We start from the raw sequence: 23,068 nt of genomic DNA, 5'->3' as shown, positions 1-23,068 counted from the left end.
GCTGTAATGCTGTCTAAAAAATCTCAATATGCTTTTAAGGCACTTTCATATCTTGTAGAAAAAAGAAATGGAGGTCCTATTCTTATTTCCGAAATTGCGGAACACAAGAAAATTCCTTTGAAGTTTTTAGAAAATATTTTACTCGAACTCAAAAAAGCGGATATCCTTGATAGTAAAAAAGGAAAAGGGGGTGGATATTTTTTTAAAGAAAATCCTGAAAACGTAAAGCTTGCCAAAATTATCCGTCTGGTAAATGGTCCGATTGCACTTCTTCCTTGTGTAAGCTTAAATTTTTACGAAAAATGTGATGATTGTAACGAAGATCACTGTAGTTTACATGATGTACTGATTGAAGTTCGGGATGCTTCGCTTAAAATTTTAGAAGAAAAAACTTTAATGGATTTGATCGATTGATCAGATCCTTTTTTTTGAATAATTAGTCTACTTGTTTGGTAGGATAATTATTTTATCTGATATTTGCATTACTTCAAATGAACAAAATATGATTTCAAAAGAAGATGCAGATACACTGAAACAGCTTTCAGCAGAAGAGGGATTGAAATTGATCTCATCAAAATTCTCAGACGGGGTTGTCTTTTCAACATCGCTTGGTCAGGAAGATCAGGTGATTACAGATATCATTTTCAGAAACCAGTTATCGGTAAAAGTTTTCACACTGGATACCGGAAGACTTTTCTACGAGCATTACGAATTACTTTCACAAAACAATTCAAGGTATAAAACAAAAACCGAAGTGTATTTTCCGGATTCTTCTGATGTGGAAAAATATGTGAATGAAAAAGGAATTAATGCCTTTTATCACTCTGTTGAAAACAGAAAAGAATGTTGTTTTATCCGAAAGGTAAAACCTTTGAATCGTGCTCTGAAGGGTGCTAAAGTCTGGGTGACCGGATTGCGTTCCGAACAGTCCGAAAACCGTGAAAATATGCCTGTCATTGAATGGGATGAAGCCAGGAATCTGTACAAATACAATCCGTTGATTCACTGGAGCTATCAGGATGTGCTGGAGTATTTGGAGCAGCATAAAGTTCAGGAACTGTCTTTGCACAAAAAAGGATTTATCAGTGTAGGCTGTCAGCCGTGTACAAGAGCGATTGCTGAAGACGAAAATCCCCGGGCTGGACGCTGGTGGTGGGAAAGTTCACAAAAAGAATGCGGTCTTCATACCCATTAATTCAAATTTTAAGTAGTAAAAATGAGTACATATAAACTAGACTATCTGGAGCAGTTAGAGGCCGAAAGTATCTATATTATGAGAGAAATTGCAGCTCAGTTCGAAAAACCGGCTTTGCTTTTCAGTGGTGGAAAAGATTCTATCACATTGGTACATTTGGCAAAAAAAGCTTTTGCTCCGATGAAAATTCCGTTTCCGTTGGTTCATATAGATACGGGACACAATTTTCCTGAAGCGTTACAGTTCAGAGATTATCTTGCAGAAAATATTGGTGCATCGCTTATTGTAAGAAAGGTGGAAGATACAATTAAAGCTAAAAATTTAACAGAGCCCAAAGGGAAATTTGCTTCCAGGAATTGGCTTCAGACTCATACTTTACTGGATACTATTGAAGAGTTTCAGTTTGATGCCTGTATCGGCGGAGCAAGGAGAGACGAAGAAAAAGCGAGAGCAAAGGAACGTTTTTTCTCTGTACGTGATGAGTTTGGACAGTGGGATCCGAAACTCCAGCGTCCGGAATTATGGAATATTTATAACGGAAGGATCAATAAAGGTGAAAATGTAAGGGTTTTTCCTATTTCAAACTGGACTGAGCTTGATGTATGGAATTATATCAAAAAAGAGAATATTCAGCTTCCTCCGATTTATTTTGCTCATGACCGCGATGTTATAGAATTTGACGGACAGCTGATCGCCGTTTCTGATTTTATTCAAATTGATGAAAATGATACAGTTATGAATAAAAAAGTACGTTACCGAACAGTAGGAGATATGACCTGTACGGCTGCTGTTGAAAGTTCTGCCGGGACTTTGGATGAGGTGGTGAATGAAATTACTGCTTCCCGGATTTCTGAACGTGGTGAAACCCGAATTGATGATAAGGTAACGGAGGCTGCGATGGAAGACCGAAAAAAAGCAGGATATTTTTAAGCTGGAAGCTGGAAGTTTTTAAAAACCTATAATTTATAACTCACAACTTATAACTAAATTACACGTGGACATATTAAGATTTATTACTGCAGGAAGTGTAGACGACGGGAAAAGCACCCTGATCGGAAGGCTTTTATATGACAGCAAAAATATATTGATTGACCAGCTGGAGGCGCTGGAAAAACAGTCGAAAAATAAAAACGAAAACGGAGTTGACCTCGCGATCCTGACAGATGGTCTGAGAGCTGAAAGAGAGCAGGGAATTACGATTGACGTTGCCTACCGTTATTTTTCTACACCAAAAAGAAAATTTATTATCGCAGATGCGCCGGGACATATTCAGTATACACGAAATATGATTACCGGAGCTTCCAATTCACAACTGATTGTCATTCTGATTGATGCAAGACAGGGAGTAATTGAACAGACAAGAAGACATTCGATTATAGCTTCCCTGCTAAAGATGAAGAATGTGGTGGTGGCGATTAATAAAATGGATCTGGTAGATTATTCTGAAGAAGTATATAATGATATTAAAGCTCAGTATCAATTGGTTGCTAAGAAATTGGAACTTAAAAACGTTAATTACTTCCCGATTTCAGCATTTCACGGCGATAACATCGTTGAAAAATCTGATAAAACGAATTGGTACGGCGGTCCGGCACTTCTTGACTTTCTTGAAAATGTTGAAATTAATTCAGCAAAGAATTTTGAGAGTCCAAGATTTCAGGTTCAATATGTGATTCGCCCACAGACCGATGATCTGCACGACTATAGAGGCTATGCAGGAGAAGTAATCTCAGGAGTTTATAAAAAGGGAGATGAGATAACAGTGCTTCCACAGCATATCCAGACCCGAATTTCAAAAATAGAAACCGGCGGAAAGGAAACAGAGTCTGTTTTTGCCAATCAGCCTGCTGTTATTCATATTGATGATGATATTGACATCAGTCGTGGTGATTTTTTAGTGAAAACCGAAAGCCTTCCGAAAGTTGATAATGAAATCGAAGCAGTAGTCTGCTGGCTTGATAAAAAGGAATTAAATGAAGGTAATAAATATTTTATTCAGCATAAAAGTAAAATTTTAAAAGCCATTGTTAAAGAAATTGACTATAAAATTGATGTTAATACTTTAGAAAAAACACCCATTTCTGAAAGTGTAAAATTAAATGAAGTGGTAAAAGTTCGATTGAAAACGGCCTCACCATTGGTTTTTGACAGTTTTGAGGAGAGTAATGCAACAGGGAATGCTGTTTTGATAGACGAGACAAGTAATTCAACTGTGGGTGCCATAATGATTTTATAATATGGTAATTTCAAGAAAAATTCAACTCAGGCTCAACGTGCTTTTTATAACACTGGCAGTATTGTTGATCGTGGTTTTCTCGATGTATGAATTAGGATATCTCGATGAATTACTGACCATTTTAGCGAGAGACCATTACATTTTTTACTGGATGATGCTGGTTGGGTTTTTGGCAGAAATTGTAGCAGGCTCTATGGGGATGGGCTATGGTGTGATTTGTACAACGACTCTTTTATTCCTGGGGATTCCTCCGCACGCTGTAAGTGCTAGTATTCATTCAGCAGAAAGTTTTACAACGGCAGCCGGAAGTATCAGCCATATCAAGCTGAAAAATGTAAGTAAAAGTTTAGTGAAAAAATTAGCTATTCCTGCTATTATCGGAGCAGTAATAGGAGCGGTTTCACTGACCTATCTCGGTGAATATTATTCGAAAATAACCAAAACTGTTATTTCTTTTTATACCTTATATCTGGGAATTCAGATTTTATCGAATGCTTTTAAGAAAAAACAGGATAAAAAGCTGAAAAAGAAAACGAATCTTACAAGGCTTGGTGTCATTGGCGGTTTTATCGATGCTTTTGCAGGCGGAGGATGGGGCCCACTGGTAACGGGTACTTTAATTAAGAATTCTTTTACTCCAAGATTTGCGGTAGGAAGTTCTACTGTCGCTAAATTTATTTTAACCTTAACGGCCGCTATTACTTTTATTTTTACATTGGGAATTCAGCATTGGAGTATCATTTTAGGCTTACTGATCGGAGGAATTGTTACGGCTCCTTTTTCAGCAATGCTTACGGCAAAATTACCCGTAAAAAGTATGTTTATAGTAATCGGAATTTTAGTTATTGTCATGAGTTCAATAACGATCTATAAATCTGTTTTCTGATATAAATTTTCTTTAATGTGGAAAAATAAAAGGTGGAAAAATACTTTTGATTTTGAAAATATTCTACATTTACATCATTAAAAAAATAATAATGAATATACATGTAATCGCGCTTTTCAGGTTTAATGAAAACTATTTGATGGAAGCGGTTGAACTTTTTCAGACTTTAGTAAGAGAAACCAGAAAGGAAGAAGGCTGTCTGCAATACGATCTTATTGAAGATAAAGACAATAAAGGTACTTTCTTTATGGTTGAGTTATGGGAGAGTGAGGAACATCTGAACCGTCACAATGGGCAGGATCATTTGCTTGATTTCAGAAAAGATGTTTCGAAAATGCTGGAAAGCTCTACACAAGTATATAAAGGATATAAAACACTGTAAGTTTTAGGCTGGAAGACTGACTGAAGCTGGAAGAAGGGGCTTTAAAAGTAATTTCTACCCTCTGAACTTTATAAAAAATTAAAAGGCTGTTCATGATATGAGCAGCCTTTTATTAGAAAAAATAGAAAGTATTAAAATTTAGATTGTATCATGAATTGTAACTAATTGATGATTTACAATTCACTTTGTATTATTTTACAATCAGTTTTTTGGTTTCTGAACTTCCACCGAAATTAATTTTTACTAAATAATTTCCTGAAGAAAGATGAGATAGGTTTAAATCCTGCTTATAGAAACCAGTCTGATTTGTCAATTCTGCTGAATATACTTTTTTACCTGATAGATCATATACTTCTACACTTCCTTTGTTTCCTGTTTTTTCTTTAACATCGAATAAAACAGTTACTTGCTTATCAGCAGTTGTAGGGTTTGGATAGATCCCGAAAGAAGCTTTTTTATTGGCAACATCGGTAACACCTAATGTTGAAGTAATATTTTTATATTTAAAATACATATTACCTGTAGAAGTACCGTCATTTGAAATGAAATACATTCTGTAGTAATCTGAACCTTGTTTTACATAATAAACCACATCGGAAATAGGAGCTCCACTTGTTGGCTTCCAAGAGTGCCCGATAGTTGTGATATTGCTTGAGAATGCAGTTGAAGCAGGTAAAGTTGAGGTAGCTGTTGCCTGTGTTTCAGGTTGTACTCTTGCTACAGTAATATTTGAATTCTGAACAACTCCTGCCATTCTGTACATCATGATATTGCCATAAAAAGTCCAGTATCTTGTGAACATTAGGTCCCAGCTTGCTTTTGCGGGCTCAAGGTTAGCTACTTTATCATTTGTTGCAAAAGAGAAATAGTTGAAGTAAGCATCATCAGCTCCGTTAGCAATTGTTTTAGTTTGTGTAGCTCCCCAAGAAGAAGTTGCTGTATCCCAGATTGCATATTTGAAAGTGTACCCTCCAAAATAATCATCAATCATGAATTTCACATACTGCCCTGAAGTCAGATATTTTAAAACAAAGATCACTTTTCCTTCTATGTGATGAGTTCCCCCATTATAATCTCCCCAGCCATAAGTGGCAGATCCCTGTTCGAAAGCTCCTTCCTGGAGGGTAGTGGTTACATCCGGGTTGTATAAAGCCGCACCATAGGTTGAAACATTGTTTGTTGTAATATTGTTCCAGTCCGAAGGCGTTGCAGATGCCTGATATACTTCAATATTCTGAGCATCATTAATTCTTGTTCCAAAATTCATTGCAGAGTTTCTGTAGAATGCGACGTCCCATGTATTGGCTGGCTGAGAAACGATACTGTTTGAGCTAAGATCAAAAAATACACGGTTCTGATAAGAAGGGCCCATTGTCAGGTTTACTGTGTTGTATCCGTTGGCATCTACCTGAGCTAATGCTGTCTGATTTACACTTAATGCAAACATTGAAGCAAGGAGTAGTTTTGTTTTCATAATATCTTAATGTTTATTTTCTGTTATTTAGAATGATTCCACAAAAGTAGATATTTATTTTTAATCATTCTAAATAAAAACATGATATTTGTCGTGTTTAATTTTAAATTTTTGTAATCTACGCATCTGGCAAACAAAAAAAGCTGGTTAATCAACAGATTAACCAGCTTTGAAAATGCAAATTATAGTCTAATAAATCTTATTTCTTAATGAATTTTGATTTTACAGCAGTTCCTTCAGCAGTTTCAATTAGGATAAAATAAACACCTGCCTGTAAAGCGCTGATGTCAAATTTCTGATCGCTTAATTTCCCTTCTGATACTTTTTGTCCTAAGGCAGAATATACCTGCACATTCTTAGGATCTTTTTTCGCGATAAACTGTAATGCTGTGTTGTCTGAGTTTACAGCGAATTTAATTTCTTCTTTAGATTTTGTAGCATCAGAGATTCCTAAAGTAGAAGTCGTGTTGTATACTACGTTATCGATCTGAATAGCAGTGTGGGCTATTGTCGGAGTAAATTTAAAAACAAGGTATGAACCGTTAGAAGCTGGGATCGGAACATTAATATTCTGGATTGTTCCGGGACCAGTAATCGTAATGGGACTTCCTACTGCAACAAAAGTTGACATATCCGCCGGGTTGGATGCTACTCCGATTTGAATTGTTGCCGGGCTTGTATAAGGATCTACAGCGGTAGCAGCAAATGACAAAGTTTTATCTCCGGCAGGCACTACAATCTGAGGAGTAATAAGATATGATGGATCCGATGGATTGTTACCAGCATATGATTGAATGTATTTGTTATTAGAATTTGTATCTGCGGCAACAATCATTCTCGGAGGTACAGGAGGGAATGAGTTTGTAGGTGATGCTACCACTGCAGACCACCCGTTTTGAGGGAAAGTAGTATTTCCTGCTGTAAAGTTGTCGAAGTTTTCATTAATTGTTGCTACTTGTGCATTAGCTGTAACAGCCGTTAACATTAAGGTTCCTAAAAGTAGTTTTAAATTCATAACGTTATTTTTATTTAGAATTGTTCCACAAAAATACATAATTATTTTTAATTGTTCTAAATAAAGCCCTATATTTGCGAAAAATTTTGCGTCTATGAAGAAGAAAGTGCTTTCCATTCTATCATTATCCATGTTCTTTTGGATGAATGCACAGGAAAAAGATTCTCTTAATCAAAATAAAATAGAAGAAGTTGTCATCACGGGGCAATATATGCAACAATCTATCAATAAATCTATTTATAAAGTTGAAGTAATTGATGCACAGCAGATTAAAAATATGGCTGTAACCAATGCAGCTGAAGTTCTTAACCAAAATCTTAATATTTTAGTTCAGCCTAATTCAGGAACCGGAGATTCCAATGCCAATATTCTTGGACTTAGCGGACAATATACTAAAGTTTTGATTGATAACATCCCTGTCGTAAGCGATCAGGGGATGGGAAACCTGGTAGATCTTACAAAAATCAATGTTAATAATATTGAAAGAATAGAAATTGTAAAAGGGTCTATGGGAGTTGAGTATGGTAATAATGCAGTGGCAGGGGTTATTAATATTATCACCAAGAAAAATTACGCAAGAAAATTCAATGCCCAGATTTCTTTGCAGGAAGAAACGGTGGGTAAAGACTATGACTGGTTTAAAAAAGGAAATGGACGACATGTTCAGTCTTTAAATTTAGGATACAGAATCAATGATAACTGGACGGTAACTGCCGATATTAATCATAACGATTTTCAGGGATATAAAGGGAGATATAACGGATATAAATATTTCAGCGAAGGAAATGACGGTAACAGAGGTTACGAATGGCTTCCAAAAGATCAGTTGATCACCAATGCTGCCATACGTTATGCCAAAGGAAAAACATCTTTCTTTTATAAAGTAAACTATCTTAACGAAGAAATTAACAGCTATAACCAGCTTATCAGTCCTGACTATAGTTCTGGAGATAAAACTTTTATAGCAAAAGACACAGATTATTTTACCAACAGATGGCTTCATCAGTTTAATATTCAGACTCAGATCGGAAGAATAAATTATACCGGAGACTTCTCTTATCAGACTCAGGAAAGAAAATATCAGGATTATAATTATGACGTTCCAAACAGACAGATTATGTCAAAAGATCCAAAACTTACTTTCTACGAATCAAAAGTGTTGTATTCAAGAGGGATGTTCAGTAATTTCCTGAATAGTGATAAAATTAATTTCCAGTTGGGATATGAATTGGACAGAACGAATGGGTACGCCAATTCTGTGACATTTGAATCTAATAATAACGGGAAAAGTATAGAAAGAACAATATTCAATTATGCTAATTTCTTATCGGCAGAATGGAATGTTAATAACTGGCTGTCATTACGTCCCGGAGTAAGATTAGCATTAAGCGATAGATTCGATTCACAATACAACTATTCTGTAACAGCGAAATTTAATACTTCTCAAAATTCAGATATTCGTGCGGTATTCGGATCTGCAAATAGATTTCCGACCTACGATGAATTATACACATATGTAGTAGATAACAATCACGATATTCGTGGAAATGAAAATCTAAAACCGGAAACCGGTTATTCTGCAGGATTATTCTGGGATTATAATACAACTTCTTCAGGAGCATGGAAGTTTAACCTGAGCTTATCAGGAATGTATCTGGATGTTAATGACAGAATTGAAAGCGTAATTGTAAATCTTCAGCCCCTGAAATATACGTATTTGAATGTAGATAATTACAAATCTCTTTTATTTGGCGGAGGATTAAATCTTAGAAAAGATAACTTCTCATTAAATACCGGAGTTTCGGTAATGGGTATTTCTCAGGCGTTAAATACAGGACAGATTACTTCGCCGAGCGACTACAATTTCTACCTTGAAGCTAACTTAGGTGCCAACTATACTTTGGATAATACAAAAACGCTTTTTGCACTCTATTATAAATACACCGGTAAAAGAAAGCAGTATACTTACACACCTTCCACAAGCATAAGCACAGATCCCGGACAATTTGTTTTGGGTGAAGTTCAGGACTTTAATATGCTGAACTTTACGGTTACCCAGCCTTTCTTTAAGAATCATTTTGAAGTGAGTCTAGGTATCAAAAACATCTTTGATGTTTCAACAATAAGAAATACCGTGACTTCAGGTGATGGACACAATGCAGCAGCCGGAGACCAGAACCTATTCTATGGCAGAAGTTATTTTGCCAGAGTAAACTACAATTTTTAAAATTATTACAATGAAAAAAATACTATTTTATCTTTTAATAGGAACATCACTAGTAACCCAATCTTGTATTAATGATAATGAAGACCCTGTAGCAGTTTTGCCTTCAGACGGTATTCTTGTGGATGCTAATGTTGGCGGACCTACACAGCCAAATCAGGTATGGTTGGATCTTAGTGATATTACCATTGTAGGAGGTAAAGAACAGCCAAAACAGACGTTTACCAAAAGAACAGACTGGGACATGGGATTTTATTCAGGAAGTTCATTCAAAGTGATTATCAATTCATCAATTATGATGGCAGCAGGAAATATTCCTAATGCTACGGATATCGACTTGGTGAAAGAAGTTGATGTAACGGCGTTGAAAAATCAGATACAGGTAGCTAATTTTAATCCTGCCAACGTATCCTATATCGATGATGTTAACGGAAACTTTCCTACTGATCGTACTGCAATAGCAGATATCAGTGCGGTAGATTCTGAAAATGCTATTTATCTTGTGAATATGGGCAAAGACCTATATACAGGTAGTGTTCCTGTAGGATCTATTACTACAGGAGGAGATAGTCGTGGATGGATGAAAGTTCAGGTTGTAAGATCAGGTGACGGTTATAAAGTAAAATATGCAGAATTAAATGCTACTACTCATAAGGAATTAATTATTGCTAAAAATGCTGCTTACAATTTTAATTTTGTAAGTCTTGTAAATAATAAAGAAGTATTTATTCAGCCTGAGAAAAAAGACTGGGACCTCAATTTTACTGTATTTACAAATGTTATTCCGGGTTCAGGAACCTATATTTACGGTGATTTTGTAACGACTAATATTGTAGGAGGGGCTGCTTCATATGAAGTTAAAGTAGCTGCCAATGTTGCTGCACAAACATATAAAGATTTTAAAAAATCAGATGTGGATGCATCCAAATTTATCTACAACGATCAGCGTTCTATCGGTCCAAACTGGAGAAATCCTGTAGGAGTAAATGGGCTTGAAGTTTATGGAGACCGTTTTTATGTGATCAAAGATCCTGAAGGAAATTATTTCAAACTTAAATTCTCAAAAATTACGAAAGACGGAGTCAGAGGTTTTCCTGAATTCGAATATAATCCTTTATAAAATAAATCAATTAAATAGTATATCATGAAAAAATTCATATTGGCAGCATCGGTACTTGTTGCAGTGTATTCATGTAAAAAAGAAACAGGAGCAAAATCGGAAAATGCTACTGAAACTACTTCAGAAACACCAAAATCTAATAATAAAATCGTAACCCTTAATGGCGGAATTACAGAAATTGTAGCAGCTTTAGGTCACGAAAAAGAAATCGTAGGTACTGACGTTACGAGTACATATCCGGAATCTTTAAAAGCTACTGCTAAAGATTTGGGTCATATGAGATCAATGACGATTGAGCCGATCATGGCGGTAAATCCAACCTTAATTTTAGCTTCTGATAAAGATATCAACCCTGAATTAATGGGGAAAATCAAGTCTTCGGGAATCAAAGCTGAAACTTTTAAACAGGAATTTACCGTTGACGGAACCAAAAAATTAATCGCAGACGTAGCAAAAGCGATCGGAAACTCAGATTATCAGAAATTAAATGATAAAATTGATGCTGATTTAAAACAAATTCAGCCTATCGCGAAAAAACCAAAAGTATTGTTCATCTACGCAAGAGGAAATATGTTGATGGTTTCAGGTAAAAATACACCAATGGACGCATTGATCGGTCTTGCGGGCGGTGAAAATGCAGTAACTGATTTCGAAGATTTCAAACCATTGACTCCTGAAGCGGTTGTAAAAGCAAACCCTGACGTACTATTCTTTTTCTCAAGCGGATTAGAAGGTGCCGGTGGAAATGAAGGTGCTTTAAAAATGCCGGGTGTTTCGCAAACAAACGCGGGTAAAAACAAAAAGATTATTGCAATGGACGGAGGCTTGGTTTCAAGTTTCGGACCAAGATTAGGAGAGGCTGCTGTAGGATTAAACAAACTTTTAGTTGAAAACACAAAGTAAATTATACTTTTATATAACAATAAGTGCCATACTGCTTGTCATCATAGCAGTATGGTCTCTTAATACAGGGGTTTACGACTTTGGGGGTAAATCTGCGTTTGAAGTTTTAGGAAAAGTAATACAGGGAGATTCGGGTTTATCATTAAGTGATAAATATGTAGTTTGGGACGTAAGAGCAGCCAGAATTATCATGGCAATTCTTATCGGAAGCATGCTGTCGGTTTCAGGAACGAGTCTGCAGGGATTATTCAGAAACCCATTAGCAACAGGAGATTTGATAGGTCTTACTGCGGGAGCTACATTAATGGCAGCGATTACCATTGTTTTAGGAGGATATTTCAGAGAGTATCTTCCTGAAGTAGTACAGTTTTCGCTGGTAGGGATTGCAGCTTTCATTGGTTCGCTTTTGGCGATGCTGCTGGTGTACAGAATTTCCACAAGCGGAGGAAAAACGAATGTTGTGATGATGCTTTTGTCGGGCGTTGCCATTTCAGCCATCGGTTTTTCAATTGTTGGTTTTCTGATTTATATTTCAAAAGATGAACAGTTGAGAGATTTAACTTTCTGGAACATGGGAAGTTTAGCAGCTGCAACCTGGACGAAAAACATTGTTTTGGCTGTAGTTTTAATACTTTCATATGCAATTCTTTTACCCAAAGGAAAAGCTTTAAATGCGATGATGTTGGGGGAAAAAGATGCTCAGCATTTAGGAATTAATGTTGAAAGGCTCAAAAAGCAAATCGTAATCATTGTATCATTAATGGTGGGAAGTTGCGTTGCTTTTTCAGGCACGATTGGGTTTGTAGGATTGATTGTTCCTTATATTTTAAGACTTTTATTTAAATCAAATTACAATTTTATTTTGCCTTTATCAGCTATTTTCGGAAGTGTTTTGTTACTGACGGCAGATACGATAAGCAGAAGCATTGTACAGCCTTCCGAGTTACCCATCGGAATTTTAACGGCCATGATGGGAGCGCCAATTTTTATCGCTATTTTGTTGAAATTTAAAAAGTCAATCTAATGGTTAAAGCACATCAGATCAGTTATAAACATAAAGAGTTCCATATTCTGGATAAAGTTGATGTCTCTTTGGGGTATGGTGAATTTTTGGCGATTGTTGGCCCAAACGGAGCCGGAAAATCAAGCTTACTGAGTGTTCTGGCGAATGAGGTGAAATCAAAACAGAAAATTTTATTTAAAGATAAAACTCTGAACGATTGGGAAATCAGAGAACTGTCAAAACATAAAGCAAAGTTCTCACAGCACAACAGTAACGATATTACTCTTGAGGTAAAAGATGTTGTGATGATGGGACGTTACCCTTATTTTGATGCTCAGCCCAGAAAAGAAGATTTTGATGCTGTCAACAAAAGAATGCACGAAACTGAAGTTTTCCATCTCAAAGACAGAGAATATAATACGCTGTCGGGCGGTGAAAAACAGCGTGTACATCTTTCGAGAGTCATGGTGCAGCTCGAGAATGAAATTACCCATAAACTGGTTTTTCTTGATGAACCTTTGAATAATCTGGATGTTAAACATCAATACAAAGCACTGGAAATCATTAAAAACTTTACTGAAAATACAAATTCTGCGATTGTGGTGTTGCATGATCTAAATCTTGCTGCTCAGTTTGCAGATAAAATATTATTAATGAAATCGGGGAGAGTCGCTGCTTACGGAACGCCTGATGAGGTTTTCACGGCTGAAAATATTAGCCAAGCATACAATTTTCCTTGTACGATTTGCCCACATCCAATCACTAATAACCCAATGATTATTTTCGGATAATATGGAAAGAGAAGACTTAAAAATATTAGCTCAAAATTTAGCCAATCCTCAAGGAGAAAAAGGAATTGAAATTGGTGAAATGATGAATGCTACCAACATCGGAATGACGCTGGAAAGCATTAAAACACTTTTAATTGAAGACGATGAAATGGTTCTTGAAATAGGTCATGGAAACGCAGCTCACGTTAAAAGTATTTTAAATAAAGCTCAAAACGTAAAATATACAGGAATTGATATTTCTGAAACCATGCATCATGAAGCCAAAAGATTGAATGAAGAATTTAAAAATCAGGCGAATTTTGTGTTGTATGAAGGAACAAAATTACCTTTTGAAGATCAAACTTTCGACAAAATATTTACCGTAAACACGGTTTATTTCTGGGAGCAACCGATTGAATATTTAAATGAAATTTACAGAGTTTTGAAAGATAGCGGAACTTTTGTTCTCACTTTCGGACAGAGAGATTTCATGGAGAAGTTACCTTTCACACAGTTCGATTTTACGTTGTACAATACAGATGAAATGGAAGAGACAGTTTCCAAAAGCCATTTTAAAAGAATGAAAATCTCCGAAAAAGAAGAGCAGGTGAAAAGTAAAACCGGAGACGAAACAATGACAAGAAATTATACAGTTTTAACCATAAAAAAATAAAATAATGAGCACATTAGTTAATGATTTGAAAGAAAAATGGGAAGCTCTGAAAGCTGAAAATCCGCATTTAAGAATTAGAAATGCAGCTGATCAACTTGGCGTAAGCGAGGCTGAATTATTGGCAACAAACGTAGGTGAAGGAGTTACTATCCTTAAACCTGAATTTAAAGATATTTTAACAGAAGCTGAACAGTTAGGAAAAGTGATGGCTCTTACACGTAACGACGAATGCGTTCACGAGAGAAAGGGAACTTACCTGAACGGTGATTTCAGCAGTCCTCACGCTCAACTTTTTGTAGGGGAAGACATCGATTTGAGAATTTTCCTAAACCATTGGAAATTCGCTTTTGGTGTTGTGGAAGGTGACAAAAAAAGCCTTCAGTTCTTCGGAAAAGATGGTTTGGCGTTACACAAAATTTACTTAACAAAAGACAGCAATGACGCTGCTTTCGACGTTATTGTTGAGAAATTTAAAGCTGATGAGCAAAATTCTACATTAGAATTAGAAACTGTAGCTCCGAAAGCTGGTGAAAAAGCAGATTCCGAAATTGATGTTGAAGGTTTCCAAAAAGCATGGACAGAACTGAAGGATACACACGATTTCTTCATGATGACAAGAAAATTCGGTGTGAGCAGAACGCAGGCTTTGAGATTGGCTCCGGAAGGTTTCACAAAGAAGATCGACAGCTCCAAAGTGGTAAACGTTTTAGAAGATGCTTCTGAAAAACAACTTCCAATCATGATTTTCGTTGGAAACAGAGGAATTATCCAGATCCATACCGGAAATGTAAAAAAAACACTTTGGCACCAACAGTGGTTCAATGTAATGGATCCTGATTTCAATTTGCACCTTGATGTAACGAAAATCGCTGAAGCATGGATCGTTAAAAAACCAACGGAAGATGGTGAGGTAACAGCCATCGAAGTTTTTAATAACGAAGGTGATTTTATCGTTCAGTTCTTCGGAAAAAGAAAACCGGGAATTCCTGAGTTACAAGAGTGGAAAGACCTTGTAGCAGATTTAGAAAAATAAATAATTAGATGATTTTATAAGGCCGTTTTGTATTTTCAAGGCGGCTTTTTTTATAAATTCTGAATTTATATCATCGTAAATCAAATGTTACTATTTCTTTATTTAAAAATTATTTCCACAGGCTCAGCATGACAAACGTTGATATTATCTGTTGAAATGAAGATAGATTAAGGGTTTAAACAGTTGGTTTGTCAGGCTGAGGCTCTCGAAACCTGTGTACATTTCTTTATGCAACTCTAAATGTTTTAACGGGGTAAATTTGCGACCTTTACGTTAAATAAAAACTATAATAAAATGAAAAATATATTCATCGCGATATTGCTTGCCGGTTTTTGCTCATTAAGTGCTCAAAACTTTAAAGCTTATCAGTTTTATGATAAAAAAGGAAAAGAAATCAAGACTGAAAAATTGGTTAAAGAACTGGCGGATTATGATGTGGTTTTCTTTGGTGAAAATCATAACAGTTCGATCAATCACTGGCTTCAGTTGAAGATTACGGAGGCTTTGTTTGCACAGAAAAACGGACAGCTTATTTTGGGGGCTGAAATGTTTGAAAGAGATAATCAGCCTCAGTTAAACCAATATTTAAACGGAAAGTTTGATGCTAAAACTTTAAAAGATTCAGCGCGGCTATGGAATAATTATGCAACAGATTATAAACCGTTGGTCGATTTTGCTAAAACAAAGAAACTGAACTTTATAGCCACCAACATTCCAAGAAGATATGCATCTCAGACGGCAAAAGAAGGGTTGGAATCTTTGAATAATTTAACTGAAAAAGATAAATCTTACATCGCTCAATTACCCATAAAAGTTACGTTGGACACTCCTGGTTATCCTGAAATGAAAGCCATGATGGGTGACCACGCGGACGGAACAAAAGTGATGAATTTTATTTCGGCTCAGGCCACCAAAGACGCAACAATGGCGGAATCTATTCTGAAAAATTTTCAGACTGGAAAAACGTTTATTCATTACAACGGAAATTACCACAGCAAAGAATTTGGAGGAATTTATTGGTACATTAAACAGAAAAATCCAAATCTTAAAATGGCAGTGATCTCTGTTTTTGAATCTGAAAATCCTGAACTAAAGGTTCCTGAAAAAGATTATATTCCAACGGATTTCAATCTGATTATTCCGACTGATATGACGAAAACCTATTAGATTTTCTATCATTAATAAAGGCTTCGACCCCGCTCAGCCTGACAACGCTAATACTATTCGTAGTATTATTCACTGTCAGGCTGAGCGAAGTCGAAGCCTTCATATGTAAAAGACATTAATTATATTTGTAAAACATTCTCCAAGAAATGAAAAAGCTATCCCTTTTATTTATCCTTTTTATAGGGTTAATTCATGCTCAGAAACTGACTTCCAATGAGATTTCCATTATCAATCAAGGCGACGTAAATTCTGCGTTACCGATTTATCAGACGACAGATGAGAATCAACATAAAACGTTATTGAGTCTCTCGACAGAAATAGATCCCCTGGACAAAAACACGGCAGTTTTAGTTAAAAGAATGAAAGAATCTCTTCTCTCAACAGATGGTGGAGTAGGTATAGCAGCTCCTCAGGTGGGAATTAACAGAAAAATTATCTGGGTTCAGCGTTTTGACAAAGAAGGCGAGCCATTAGAATATTTCTTGAATCCTGTGATCGTCTGGAGATCCGAATTACAGAATTTGGGTCCGGAAGGTGACTTATCAATTCCTGAATTCAGAGATCAGTTTTATAGAAGTAAGGTAATTCAACTGGAATATGTGGATTTGAAAGGTCAGAAATACTCGGAAATTGTAGAAGGTTTTACAGCCGTAATTTTCCAGCATGAGATCGACCATCTTTTCGGTATTTTAATTTCTGATAAGAAAGAAAAAGAGAAAAATAATTCTTACAAAAAAGTGGATGCCTTTAAGAAAAGTGAATCGATGACGAGATGATGAGTGTAATTTTATTTAGTTTTCGTTATTTCGTACTCGTTCATTCTTCGAATGGTGTATAATTTCATACCATTGTTTTCCATGAAATTAATAATATCATACATAGCAGAACCTTGCAATATATCATTTTTAAGGGCAAAAGAAATATTTAAAGGATTTATATGGTCTGCATTGACAATCGTATTTTGATTCTGTTTTAAAATTTTAATTATTTCAGCTGTTTTTATAGGCTTTAATTTTTGAATATGAGTAGTACTTTCTCTGATGAAATTAATGGAGTCCTGTTTTGAAAACTCAGACCGGTTTCCACACATTAAAGGAAATAATCTGGTTGAATCTATAGCATAGTAAGAATTATCTTTATTCAATATTAAAAAATGAAAAGCACCATTCAGATAATCTTTATTTAATCTCTTATCATATATAGCCGGAGGAATTTCTAACGAATCATTGCCCTTCACATAATTCAGTTTTTTTTCAAATGCAGATACGCTAAAATCATTTTTAGAATTTAAAAACGTGCGAGTATTCTCATGCTTGTTTTTAGAGCAGTTATACAGTAAAAATAGAACCAATATATTTTCAATTCTCTTCATTGGTAGATTATATTTAGTAGTGATGAACCCAATAATGAGGACATTTTCTGTTTACATTTTAATACTTTCTGATCTGTACGCAGGAAACTTGCCTGATTCTGGTTTTCTTTCCTGCTTTTTTCAATAAACCGGTCTCAGAATTTCTCTTAAATACGACTACTGTTCCACTTTGTGCATTGGTTGCTATTAAAAATTTTCCGCTGGGATCAAGTCCGAAAACTCTTGGATGTTTTCCTTTTACCGATTGGTAGGCAATTATTTTTAATGTTCCATTATTTTGAATGGAAAATATCGCGATATTATTTTCGTATCCACGATTAGATGCATACAAAAACTTTCCGTCAGGCGAAATATGAATATCAGAACTTTCAAAATCTTCTTTATATTTTTCAGAATGGGTATATATTCTTTGAATATTGTCCAGTTTTCCATTTTCGTAGGAATAAGCACTTATAGCTCCTCCCATTTCTTCAATACAATAAGCAAATTTTCCGTTGGGATGAAAGCTGAAATGTCTTGGTCCGCTTCCTGAAGTTGTTTTGGTAAAAGGAATTTCTGCCGGTTGTAAAGGCTCTTTATTTTCACTGTTAAATTGATAAGCTCTTATTTTATCAGCTCCCAAATCAGGAAAAAAGATATAATCAAAATCAGGAGAAAAAACAGTGGAGTGGATGTGTGCACGTTCCTGTCTACCTGGATTTACACTTCCTTCTGAAAATTGAAAATTTTGGATGTACGGTTCAATATTTCCGTTTTCTGAAATAGGATAAACGGAGACACTTCCCTCTGTGTAATTTCCGTTCACCAGCCATTTTCCATTTTTGTGCGCAGTCAGATAAACCGGGTTTTCTCCACCACTTTTTTGCTTATTGATGAAATTTAAAGTCTTATTTTTCCGATCGAATTCGAAACTGCTTACACTTCCTGCATTTTTTGTTTTACTTTCCGTGCAGGCGAATATGTATTTTCCATTGGGTGATAAAGTGATAAACGAAGGGTTTAAAATACCTTTGTAGGAAGCTATCTTTGATAATTTTCCTTTAATGGTATCTAATTCATAAACATAAATTCCTTCCAGATTCTTATCCCGATTGAATGAACCGAAGAAAGCATATGTATTTTGAGTATAGAAGTTTAGGAAAGTACAGATTGTAATGGTTGCTGTAAGAATCTTTTTCAAAACGATAAGTTGAAAATAATAAGAGTTTAACAAAAAAAACTGAGGCTTTTACTTATTTTAAATTTCTGGATTTAATTTCGTTTTCGAGTTCTTTACTGTCGGATTTCGTTTTTATTAATAGAAATACAAAAATCAGAGGGAAAAACGTAAAAAAGCCAAATCCATTTTTAATAGCCCCGTAAATTGAGATTCCTATTAAAAATCCGATAAGCACTGCATTGATGATGGTAAGAGTTTTTAAGCTTTTTCTTTTATCAAATAATTCCTGGTCGCTGAATTTTACAAATTTTTCTTCTTTCATCTGCTGAATGTTTAATTGTTTCGTAGGTTATTTTGTTTTGCGATTAATTTTATAAAATTAGCCTTTTTTCAGAGAACTGCAATTCTGTTTCTGATTTTAAAAAACAAAAAAATCTGCTTCAGAAAGAAACAGATTTGATATTTTTTAAATAAAAAGGATCTTAGTTATTCGTGACAGACAGCTTTACTTCAATATTATTTCTTGTTGCATTAGAATACGGACAGATTTCGTGAGCTTTTTCAGTTAGAGACTGTGCTTCTTCTATTGAAACTCCGGGAATATTTACATCCAGTTCCACAGCCAATCCGAAGCCGCCGTTTTCAATCTGACCGATGCTTACCTGCGCTGCTACAGTGGTTTCTCCGGTTTGTATTTTTGATAAACTGATCACTCGGTTTAACGCACTGTCAAAACAGGCCGAATATCCTGCTGCAAAAAGCATTTCTGGGTTTGTAAAGTCATCATTGGCACCGCCCAGGGCTTTAGGCATTCTCACTTCAAGATCAAGAATTCCGTTTTCACTTTTTACTTTGCCGTTTCTGCCTCCATGTGCAGTTACTTTAGTTGTATATAAGGTTTTCATTTATTTTTCTATTTTGCTTAATATTTTTTGAACACTTTCTTTCAGTTCAATCCAGTCTTCCGGAGTGACATCTATTTTATTATGAATCTTCCCCGGAATCTCACAAGCTTTTTGCTGAAGAGCTCTTCCGGATTCTGTAATGAAGACTTCAACCACTCTTTCATCTTCTTTTTTTCTTTTTCGCTGGATAAATCCTTTAGCTTCCAATCTTTTTAAAAGCGGAGTCAATGTTCCACTATCGAGGTATAATTTTTCCCCGATATTGTTGACAGCAAGCCCATCATTTTCCCATAATATCATCATAACAAGATATTGGGGGTAGGTGATGTCGAGCTCATCAAGAAACGGACGGTAAAGTCCAGTAATCTCCTTTGCAATCACATAAAGCGGGAAACAAATTTGATTTTCTAGTTTTAAAGATTTTGAATTTTCCATAAGATTGAAAAATGAAAGTTGATGAAAATTATTTTTTAATGATGAATTCCTCCATCGGAATACGGACTTTTTTCATGGAAGCCATCCAGTCTTTGTCCTCATCTCTGTAGCCAAGATAAAGCAAACTTACACTTTTTAAACCTAATTCTTTTAAACCTAGAATTTCGTCCACTACTTCATTGCTGAAACCTTCTGCTGGAGTACTGTCGATTTCCAGTTCTGCAGCCTGGGCCAGAGCAAAGCCTAATGCGATATAAGTCTGTCTTGCGGTGTGTGCAAAATGCTCTTCGGGAGTCTGGGCATCATACATTTCTTTGATTTTATCGGTATAACTTCCGAAACGGCCTCTCGGTAATTCTCTTTCATCGGTTGTAAAGTCATATACTTTATCGATTTTTTCGTTGGAATAGCTGTCCCAGGCTGCAAAAACCAATACGTGAGACGAATCTCTCATTACTTCAGGATTCAAAGCTCCCTGCACCATTTTTTCTTTCAGTTCCTGGTTTTCTACCACAATAACGCGGAAGGGTTGAAGTCCTGATGAAGTCGGAGCAAGTCTTGCTGCTTCTAAAATTTTATGTAAATCCTGTTCTGAAACTTTTTTTGTTGGGTCATAAGCTTTTACTGCGTGTCTCCAGTTTAAATTTTCTATTAATGACATCTTTTTTTATTTTAAAGTTAAACTACTATTTATGTATAATTAGTCATTCTTAAATGACAATACAAATGTACAAACAATTATATTGTGTGCAATTTAATTTCGTAAAGTTTAACATTTGAAAAAATCTATAATATTTATTTATGAAATTTTAAATAATTGATATGTAATTGGATAATAAAAAAAACTGCATCAGTTAATGCAGTTTTCTGTTTATAATTTTTCAAGCCATTGGATAAATTCAGGATAGAGATCATCAATTTTTTCGTCAGGATGTTTCATTCTGATAGCTAATAATCCGTCGTTAAATTCTTTCATCTTCGGAAATCCTCTTTCTTTCATCACCTGATTAACGCTGTAATAGGCATGATCCAAGGTTTTCTGATCATTTTTGAACTGATCGGCACAGAAAAGATAAAATGCTGCATACGTCATGTATTCATCAAACACTTTTTCCGGATTTACATAGTATTGTGTACCTTCCTGTTTTGTATTCACCCATTTTTCTCTGTCTTTTAAAGCATTATTGATTTCTTTTGCATATTTTTTTGTAGGTATTCCTACGTAATTATGATCAATTTCGGTGAACATTCCTCTTGTGTTCAAAATCATATTTTCCATTGGACTAAGAGATTTATCTTCGTCAACCGGAGGAAGTACCATCACAATTTGTTTAAAATCTTTGTCTTTGTAACTATCAGTATAATTAAATCCGTTGATTAAAGGTGAACATAAAATTAAGTAACTGCTTATTTTTGTGTTAAAGTTTTTCTCCAGCCATTTCCATTGTTTATCAAGATTAGCCTGTTGATTATAAGTAGAAATAATGCTCTTATAAAAAGGAAGATGATCTGTATAAAATTTTCTAAACTCTGACTTTACCGCGAAATCTTCAATTTCTTTTTTATAAGTAATGATAGGATTGATTGTAATTTTTTGTGAAGAAACACTTTGTGCCGGAAAAACATAATATTTATTAGCAATCAGCTGATTATTTTTAAAATCGTAACTGGTACCGTTTCCTGTTAGAAAAACATAATTTAGAGGATTCGCTTTAATTAAAGAATCGAATTTAACAATAATTTTTTCATTGCCGAATTTCTTAAAATACTGAAGAACATCCTGATAGTATTGCCCTTTTTGTTGTATCATATCATCATTGTCCAACCCAACTTCGGTAATCGCAATCATAATATGGAGTAATTCTTTCAGCTCATTGATCTCAATTTTTGTATTTCCCTGATGGTCTTTTTTAAACTTTTCATCAAAATGAATCTGCTTTTTTTCCTGAGCAGAAATGACGATGGATAAAAATAAACTATACAGTAAAATTATTCTTTTCATGGGTATTATTTGTTAGATATTAGTTTTTTATGATTTTTGAATTGAGTAATATAGAGCAATCAGAATTTTCCCACCAACTCACTTTTTAGTATTATATTTTTAATTTCAGTTTCAAAATAGTAATACAACTCACTGTTTTCATTCATTTGATTTTCCAGAACAATAATACTGACATCATTTTTAGGAATATAAATATTGAGCGAAGCAAAGCCATCACCTAAGCCTGTATGGCCGAAATATTGAACATTCTGATCGTTGACAATTCTAATATTGTAACCGTAACCCATTTTATCTTTTCCGAAAACATCATGCTGAGACATCGCAGAAGAAGTCGTCATTAGCTGATAGGTCTGGGAATTTAAAATTTTACTTTTATGAAGTTGGTTATTCCATATCGAGAGGTCTTTTGCTGTCGTAACAACTCCGTCTGCGGGTAGATTTTCATCATCAATAAAAGATTCGTCGACACTACTGAAAACATTATTTCTTACTGTATGTCCGACAACCAGTTTCCTCCTGTTTTCATTTGAATAGCAAAACGTATCATTCATTCCCAATTGGTGAAATAGATTTTCTGCTAATTGAGTATACGTTTGATGAGCAACATTTTCAATGATTTTTCCCAATAGAATGTTTGAAAGATTTCCATATTTAAAGTCTGATCCAGGCGTAAATAATAAGGGTTTTTCAAGATCCTGGATTCCATGCGTGTGATTCAAAAGTTGATGAACCGTCACAACATCAGCCCAGGATTGGGTAAGATTTGGTAAATATTTTCTGATAGGAGACTGTAGATCTACTTTTTCTTTTTCAGCCTCTTTTAATAGTAAGACGGATGTGATTTGTTTGGTATTTGACATGATTTCAAACTGATCATCAGGTTTCAAAGGAGTTTGATTATGTATGTTTTTAAAACCATACGCTCTGGAATACTGTGTTTTACCGTTTTTTGTAATCAATACAACGCCGTTAAATGTTCGGGGATATTTATTACTGATTAAGCTGTCTATTTCAAAAATATAATTCGTCTGTGCAAAAGAATTGAAAAATGAGAAAAATAATAGCAAGGTTAATAGTTTGAAATTCATCAGCATTGGGGTATAAGTTAATTTTT

Annotated in this window: 25 protein-coding genes; 15 read left to right on the top strand and 10 right to left on the bottom strand. The window is 35.0% G+C overall.

Annotation, left to right across the window (positions count from 1 at the left end):
- Positions 1 to 6 precede the first annotated feature (6 nt).
- The 6 genes from M2373_RS18010 (at position 7) to M2373_RS17985 (ending at position 4,699) form a co-directional block, all read left to right on the top strand.
- Positions 7 to 414, top strand: coding sequence for an Rrf2 family transcriptional regulator (locus M2373_RS18010; RefSeq protein ID WP_259112583.1), 408 nt, complete (start codon positions 7 to 9; stop codon positions 412 to 414).
- 88 nt (positions 415 to 502) lie between these two features.
- Positions 503 to 1,195: a phosphoadenylyl-sulfate reductase gene (locus M2373_RS18005; protein ID WP_259112582.1), complete on the top strand. Its 693-nt coding sequence runs from the start codon at positions 503 to 505 to the stop codon at positions 1,193 to 1,195.
- Between the two features lie 21 nt (positions 1,196 to 1,216).
- A complete protein-coding gene (gene cysD, locus M2373_RS18000; RefSeq protein WP_259112581.1) occupies positions 1,217 to 2,125 on the top strand; it encodes a sulfate adenylyltransferase subunit CysD in 909 nt (302 codons plus the stop codon).
- 64 nt (positions 2,126 to 2,189) lie between these two features.
- On the top strand, positions 2,190 to 3,431 hold the full coding sequence (locus M2373_RS17995; protein WP_259112580.1) for a sulfate adenylyltransferase subunit 1: 1,242 nt from the start codon (positions 2,190 to 2,192) through the stop codon (positions 3,429 to 3,431).
- Between the two features lies 1 nt (position 3,432).
- Entirely contained in the window at positions 3,433 to 4,317 is an 885-nt protein-coding gene (locus M2373_RS17990; RefSeq protein ID WP_259112579.1) for a sulfite exporter TauE/SafE family protein, read from the top strand.
- A 91-nt stretch (positions 4,318 to 4,408) separates the two neighbouring features.
- Complete coding sequence (locus M2373_RS17985; RefSeq protein WP_259112578.1) at positions 4,409 to 4,699, top strand: putative quinol monooxygenase; 291 nt, start codon at positions 4,409 to 4,411, stop codon at positions 4,697 to 4,699.
- 190 nt (positions 4,700 to 4,889) lie between these two features.
- On the opposite strand, the gene M2373_RS17980 is transcribed toward M2373_RS17985, so the two are convergent.
- Together M2373_RS17980 and M2373_RS17975 are read right to left on the bottom strand one after the other, a co-directional pair.
- Positions 4,890 to 6,173, bottom strand: a complete 1,284-nt coding sequence (locus tag M2373_RS17980) for a T9SS type A sorting domain-containing protein (RefSeq protein WP_259112577.1) — start codon at positions 6,171 to 6,173, stop codon at positions 4,890 to 4,892.
- Positions 6,174 to 6,372: 199 nt separating this feature from the next.
- Positions 6,373 to 7,188: a T9SS-dependent choice-of-anchor J family protein gene (locus M2373_RS17975; RefSeq protein ID WP_259112576.1), complete on the bottom strand. Its 816-nt coding sequence runs from the start codon at positions 7,186 to 7,188 to the stop codon at positions 6,373 to 6,375.
- 94 nt (positions 7,189 to 7,282) lie between these two features.
- Here M2373_RS17975 and M2373_RS17970 point away from each other — a divergent pair, with 94 nt between their 5' ends.
- The 9 genes from M2373_RS17970 (at position 7,283) to M2373_RS17930 (ending at position 16,857) form a co-directional block, all read left to right on the top strand.
- Entirely contained in the window at positions 7,283 to 9,415 is a 2,133-nt protein-coding gene (locus M2373_RS17970; protein ID WP_259112575.1) for a TonB-dependent siderophore receptor, read from the top strand.
- A 10-nt stretch (positions 9,416 to 9,425) separates the two neighbouring features.
- A complete protein-coding gene (locus tag M2373_RS17965) occupies positions 9,426 to 10,532 on the top strand; it encodes an HmuY family protein (protein WP_259112574.1) in 1,107 nt (368 codons plus the stop codon).
- Positions 10,533 to 10,556: 24 nt separating this feature from the next.
- A complete protein-coding gene (locus M2373_RS17960; protein WP_259112572.1) occupies positions 10,557 to 11,435 on the top strand; it encodes a hemin ABC transporter substrate-binding protein in 879 nt (292 codons plus the stop codon).
- Positions 11,419 to 12,459 (top strand): iron ABC transporter permease, encoded by a 1,041-nt coding sequence (locus M2373_RS17955; protein ID WP_259112570.1) that lies wholly within the window; start codon positions 11,419 to 11,421, stop codon positions 12,457 to 12,459. Before M2373_RS17960 ends, M2373_RS17955 begins: the two co-directional genes overlap by 17 nt.
- Complete coding sequence (locus M2373_RS17950; RefSeq protein ID WP_259112569.1) at positions 12,459 to 13,229, top strand: heme ABC transporter ATP-binding protein; 771 nt, start codon at positions 12,459 to 12,461, stop codon at positions 13,227 to 13,229. The genes M2373_RS17955 and M2373_RS17950 overlap by 1 nt, the downstream gene beginning before the upstream one ends.
- Before the next feature lies 1 nt (position 13,230).
- On the top strand, positions 13,231 to 13,881 hold the full coding sequence (locus M2373_RS17945; RefSeq protein WP_259112568.1) for a class I SAM-dependent methyltransferase: 651 nt from the start codon (positions 13,231 to 13,233) through the stop codon (positions 13,879 to 13,881).
- A 4-nt stretch (positions 13,882 to 13,885) separates the two neighbouring features.
- Positions 13,886 to 14,914, top strand: coding sequence for a hemin-degrading factor (locus M2373_RS17940; protein ID WP_259112567.1), 1,029 nt, complete (start codon positions 13,886 to 13,888; stop codon positions 14,912 to 14,914).
- Positions 14,915 to 15,208: 294 nt separating this feature from the next.
- Positions 15,209 to 16,081 (top strand): ChaN family lipoprotein, encoded by an 873-nt coding sequence (locus tag M2373_RS17935; RefSeq protein WP_259112565.1) that lies wholly within the window; start codon positions 15,209 to 15,211, stop codon positions 16,079 to 16,081.
- A 146-nt stretch (positions 16,082 to 16,227) separates the two neighbouring features.
- Positions 16,228 to 16,857, top strand: coding sequence for a peptide deformylase (locus M2373_RS17930; RefSeq protein WP_259112562.1), 630 nt, complete (start codon positions 16,228 to 16,230; stop codon positions 16,855 to 16,857).
- 11 nt (positions 16,858 to 16,868) lie between these two features.
- On the opposite strand, the gene M2373_RS17925 is transcribed toward M2373_RS17930, so the two are convergent.
- From M2373_RS17925 to M2373_RS17890, 8 genes are all read right to left on the bottom strand, one after another.
- Entirely contained in the window at positions 16,869 to 17,453 is a 585-nt protein-coding gene (locus M2373_RS17925; protein ID WP_259112561.1) for a hypothetical protein, read from the bottom strand.
- A 58-nt stretch (positions 17,454 to 17,511) separates the two neighbouring features.
- Positions 17,512 to 18,633 (bottom strand): lactonase family protein, encoded by a 1,122-nt coding sequence (locus tag M2373_RS17920; protein WP_259112559.1) that lies wholly within the window; start codon positions 18,631 to 18,633, stop codon positions 17,512 to 17,514.
- Between the two features lie 52 nt (positions 18,634 to 18,685).
- Entirely contained in the window at positions 18,686 to 18,934 is a 249-nt protein-coding gene (locus M2373_RS17915; RefSeq protein WP_259112556.1) for a hypothetical protein, read from the bottom strand.
- Between the two features lie 160 nt (positions 18,935 to 19,094).
- The gene (locus M2373_RS17910) at positions 19,095 to 19,517 is read right to left on the bottom strand and encodes an organic hydroperoxide resistance protein (RefSeq protein ID WP_259112555.1); all 423 of its coding nucleotides are present in this window, start codon (positions 19,515 to 19,517) and stop codon (positions 19,095 to 19,097) included.
- Complete coding sequence (locus M2373_RS17905) at positions 19,518 to 19,952, bottom strand: MarR family winged helix-turn-helix transcriptional regulator (protein WP_259112554.1); 435 nt, start codon at positions 19,950 to 19,952, stop codon at positions 19,518 to 19,520.
- Positions 19,953 to 19,980: 28 nt separating this feature from the next.
- Positions 19,981 to 20,613 carry an NAD(P)H-dependent oxidoreductase gene (locus M2373_RS17900; RefSeq protein ID WP_259112553.1) on the bottom strand — a complete coding sequence of 211 codons (633 nt, stop codon included), beginning with the start codon at positions 20,611 to 20,613 and terminating at the stop codon, positions 19,981 to 19,983.
- Between the two features lie 210 nt (positions 20,614 to 20,823).
- Positions 20,824 to 21,954 (bottom strand): DUF4932 domain-containing protein, encoded by a 1,131-nt coding sequence (locus tag M2373_RS17895; RefSeq protein WP_259112551.1) that lies wholly within the window; start codon positions 21,952 to 21,954, stop codon positions 20,824 to 20,826.
- Positions 21,955 to 22,013: 59 nt separating this feature from the next.
- Positions 22,014 to 23,042 (bottom strand): serine hydrolase, encoded by a 1,029-nt coding sequence (locus M2373_RS17890; RefSeq protein WP_259112549.1) that lies wholly within the window; start codon positions 23,040 to 23,042, stop codon positions 22,014 to 22,016.
- Between the last annotated feature and the right edge of the window lie 26 nt (positions 23,043 to 23,068).

Origin of the sequence: Chryseobacterium sp. JUb7, from assembly GCF_024806495.1 — a bacterium.
In the GTDB taxonomy this organism is placed as follows: domain Bacteria; phylum Bacteroidota; class Bacteroidia; order Flavobacteriales; family Weeksellaceae; genus Chryseobacterium.
Note: the sequence above shows the minus strand (reverse complement) of the source record. Positions and strands in the feature narration are given on the sequence as shown.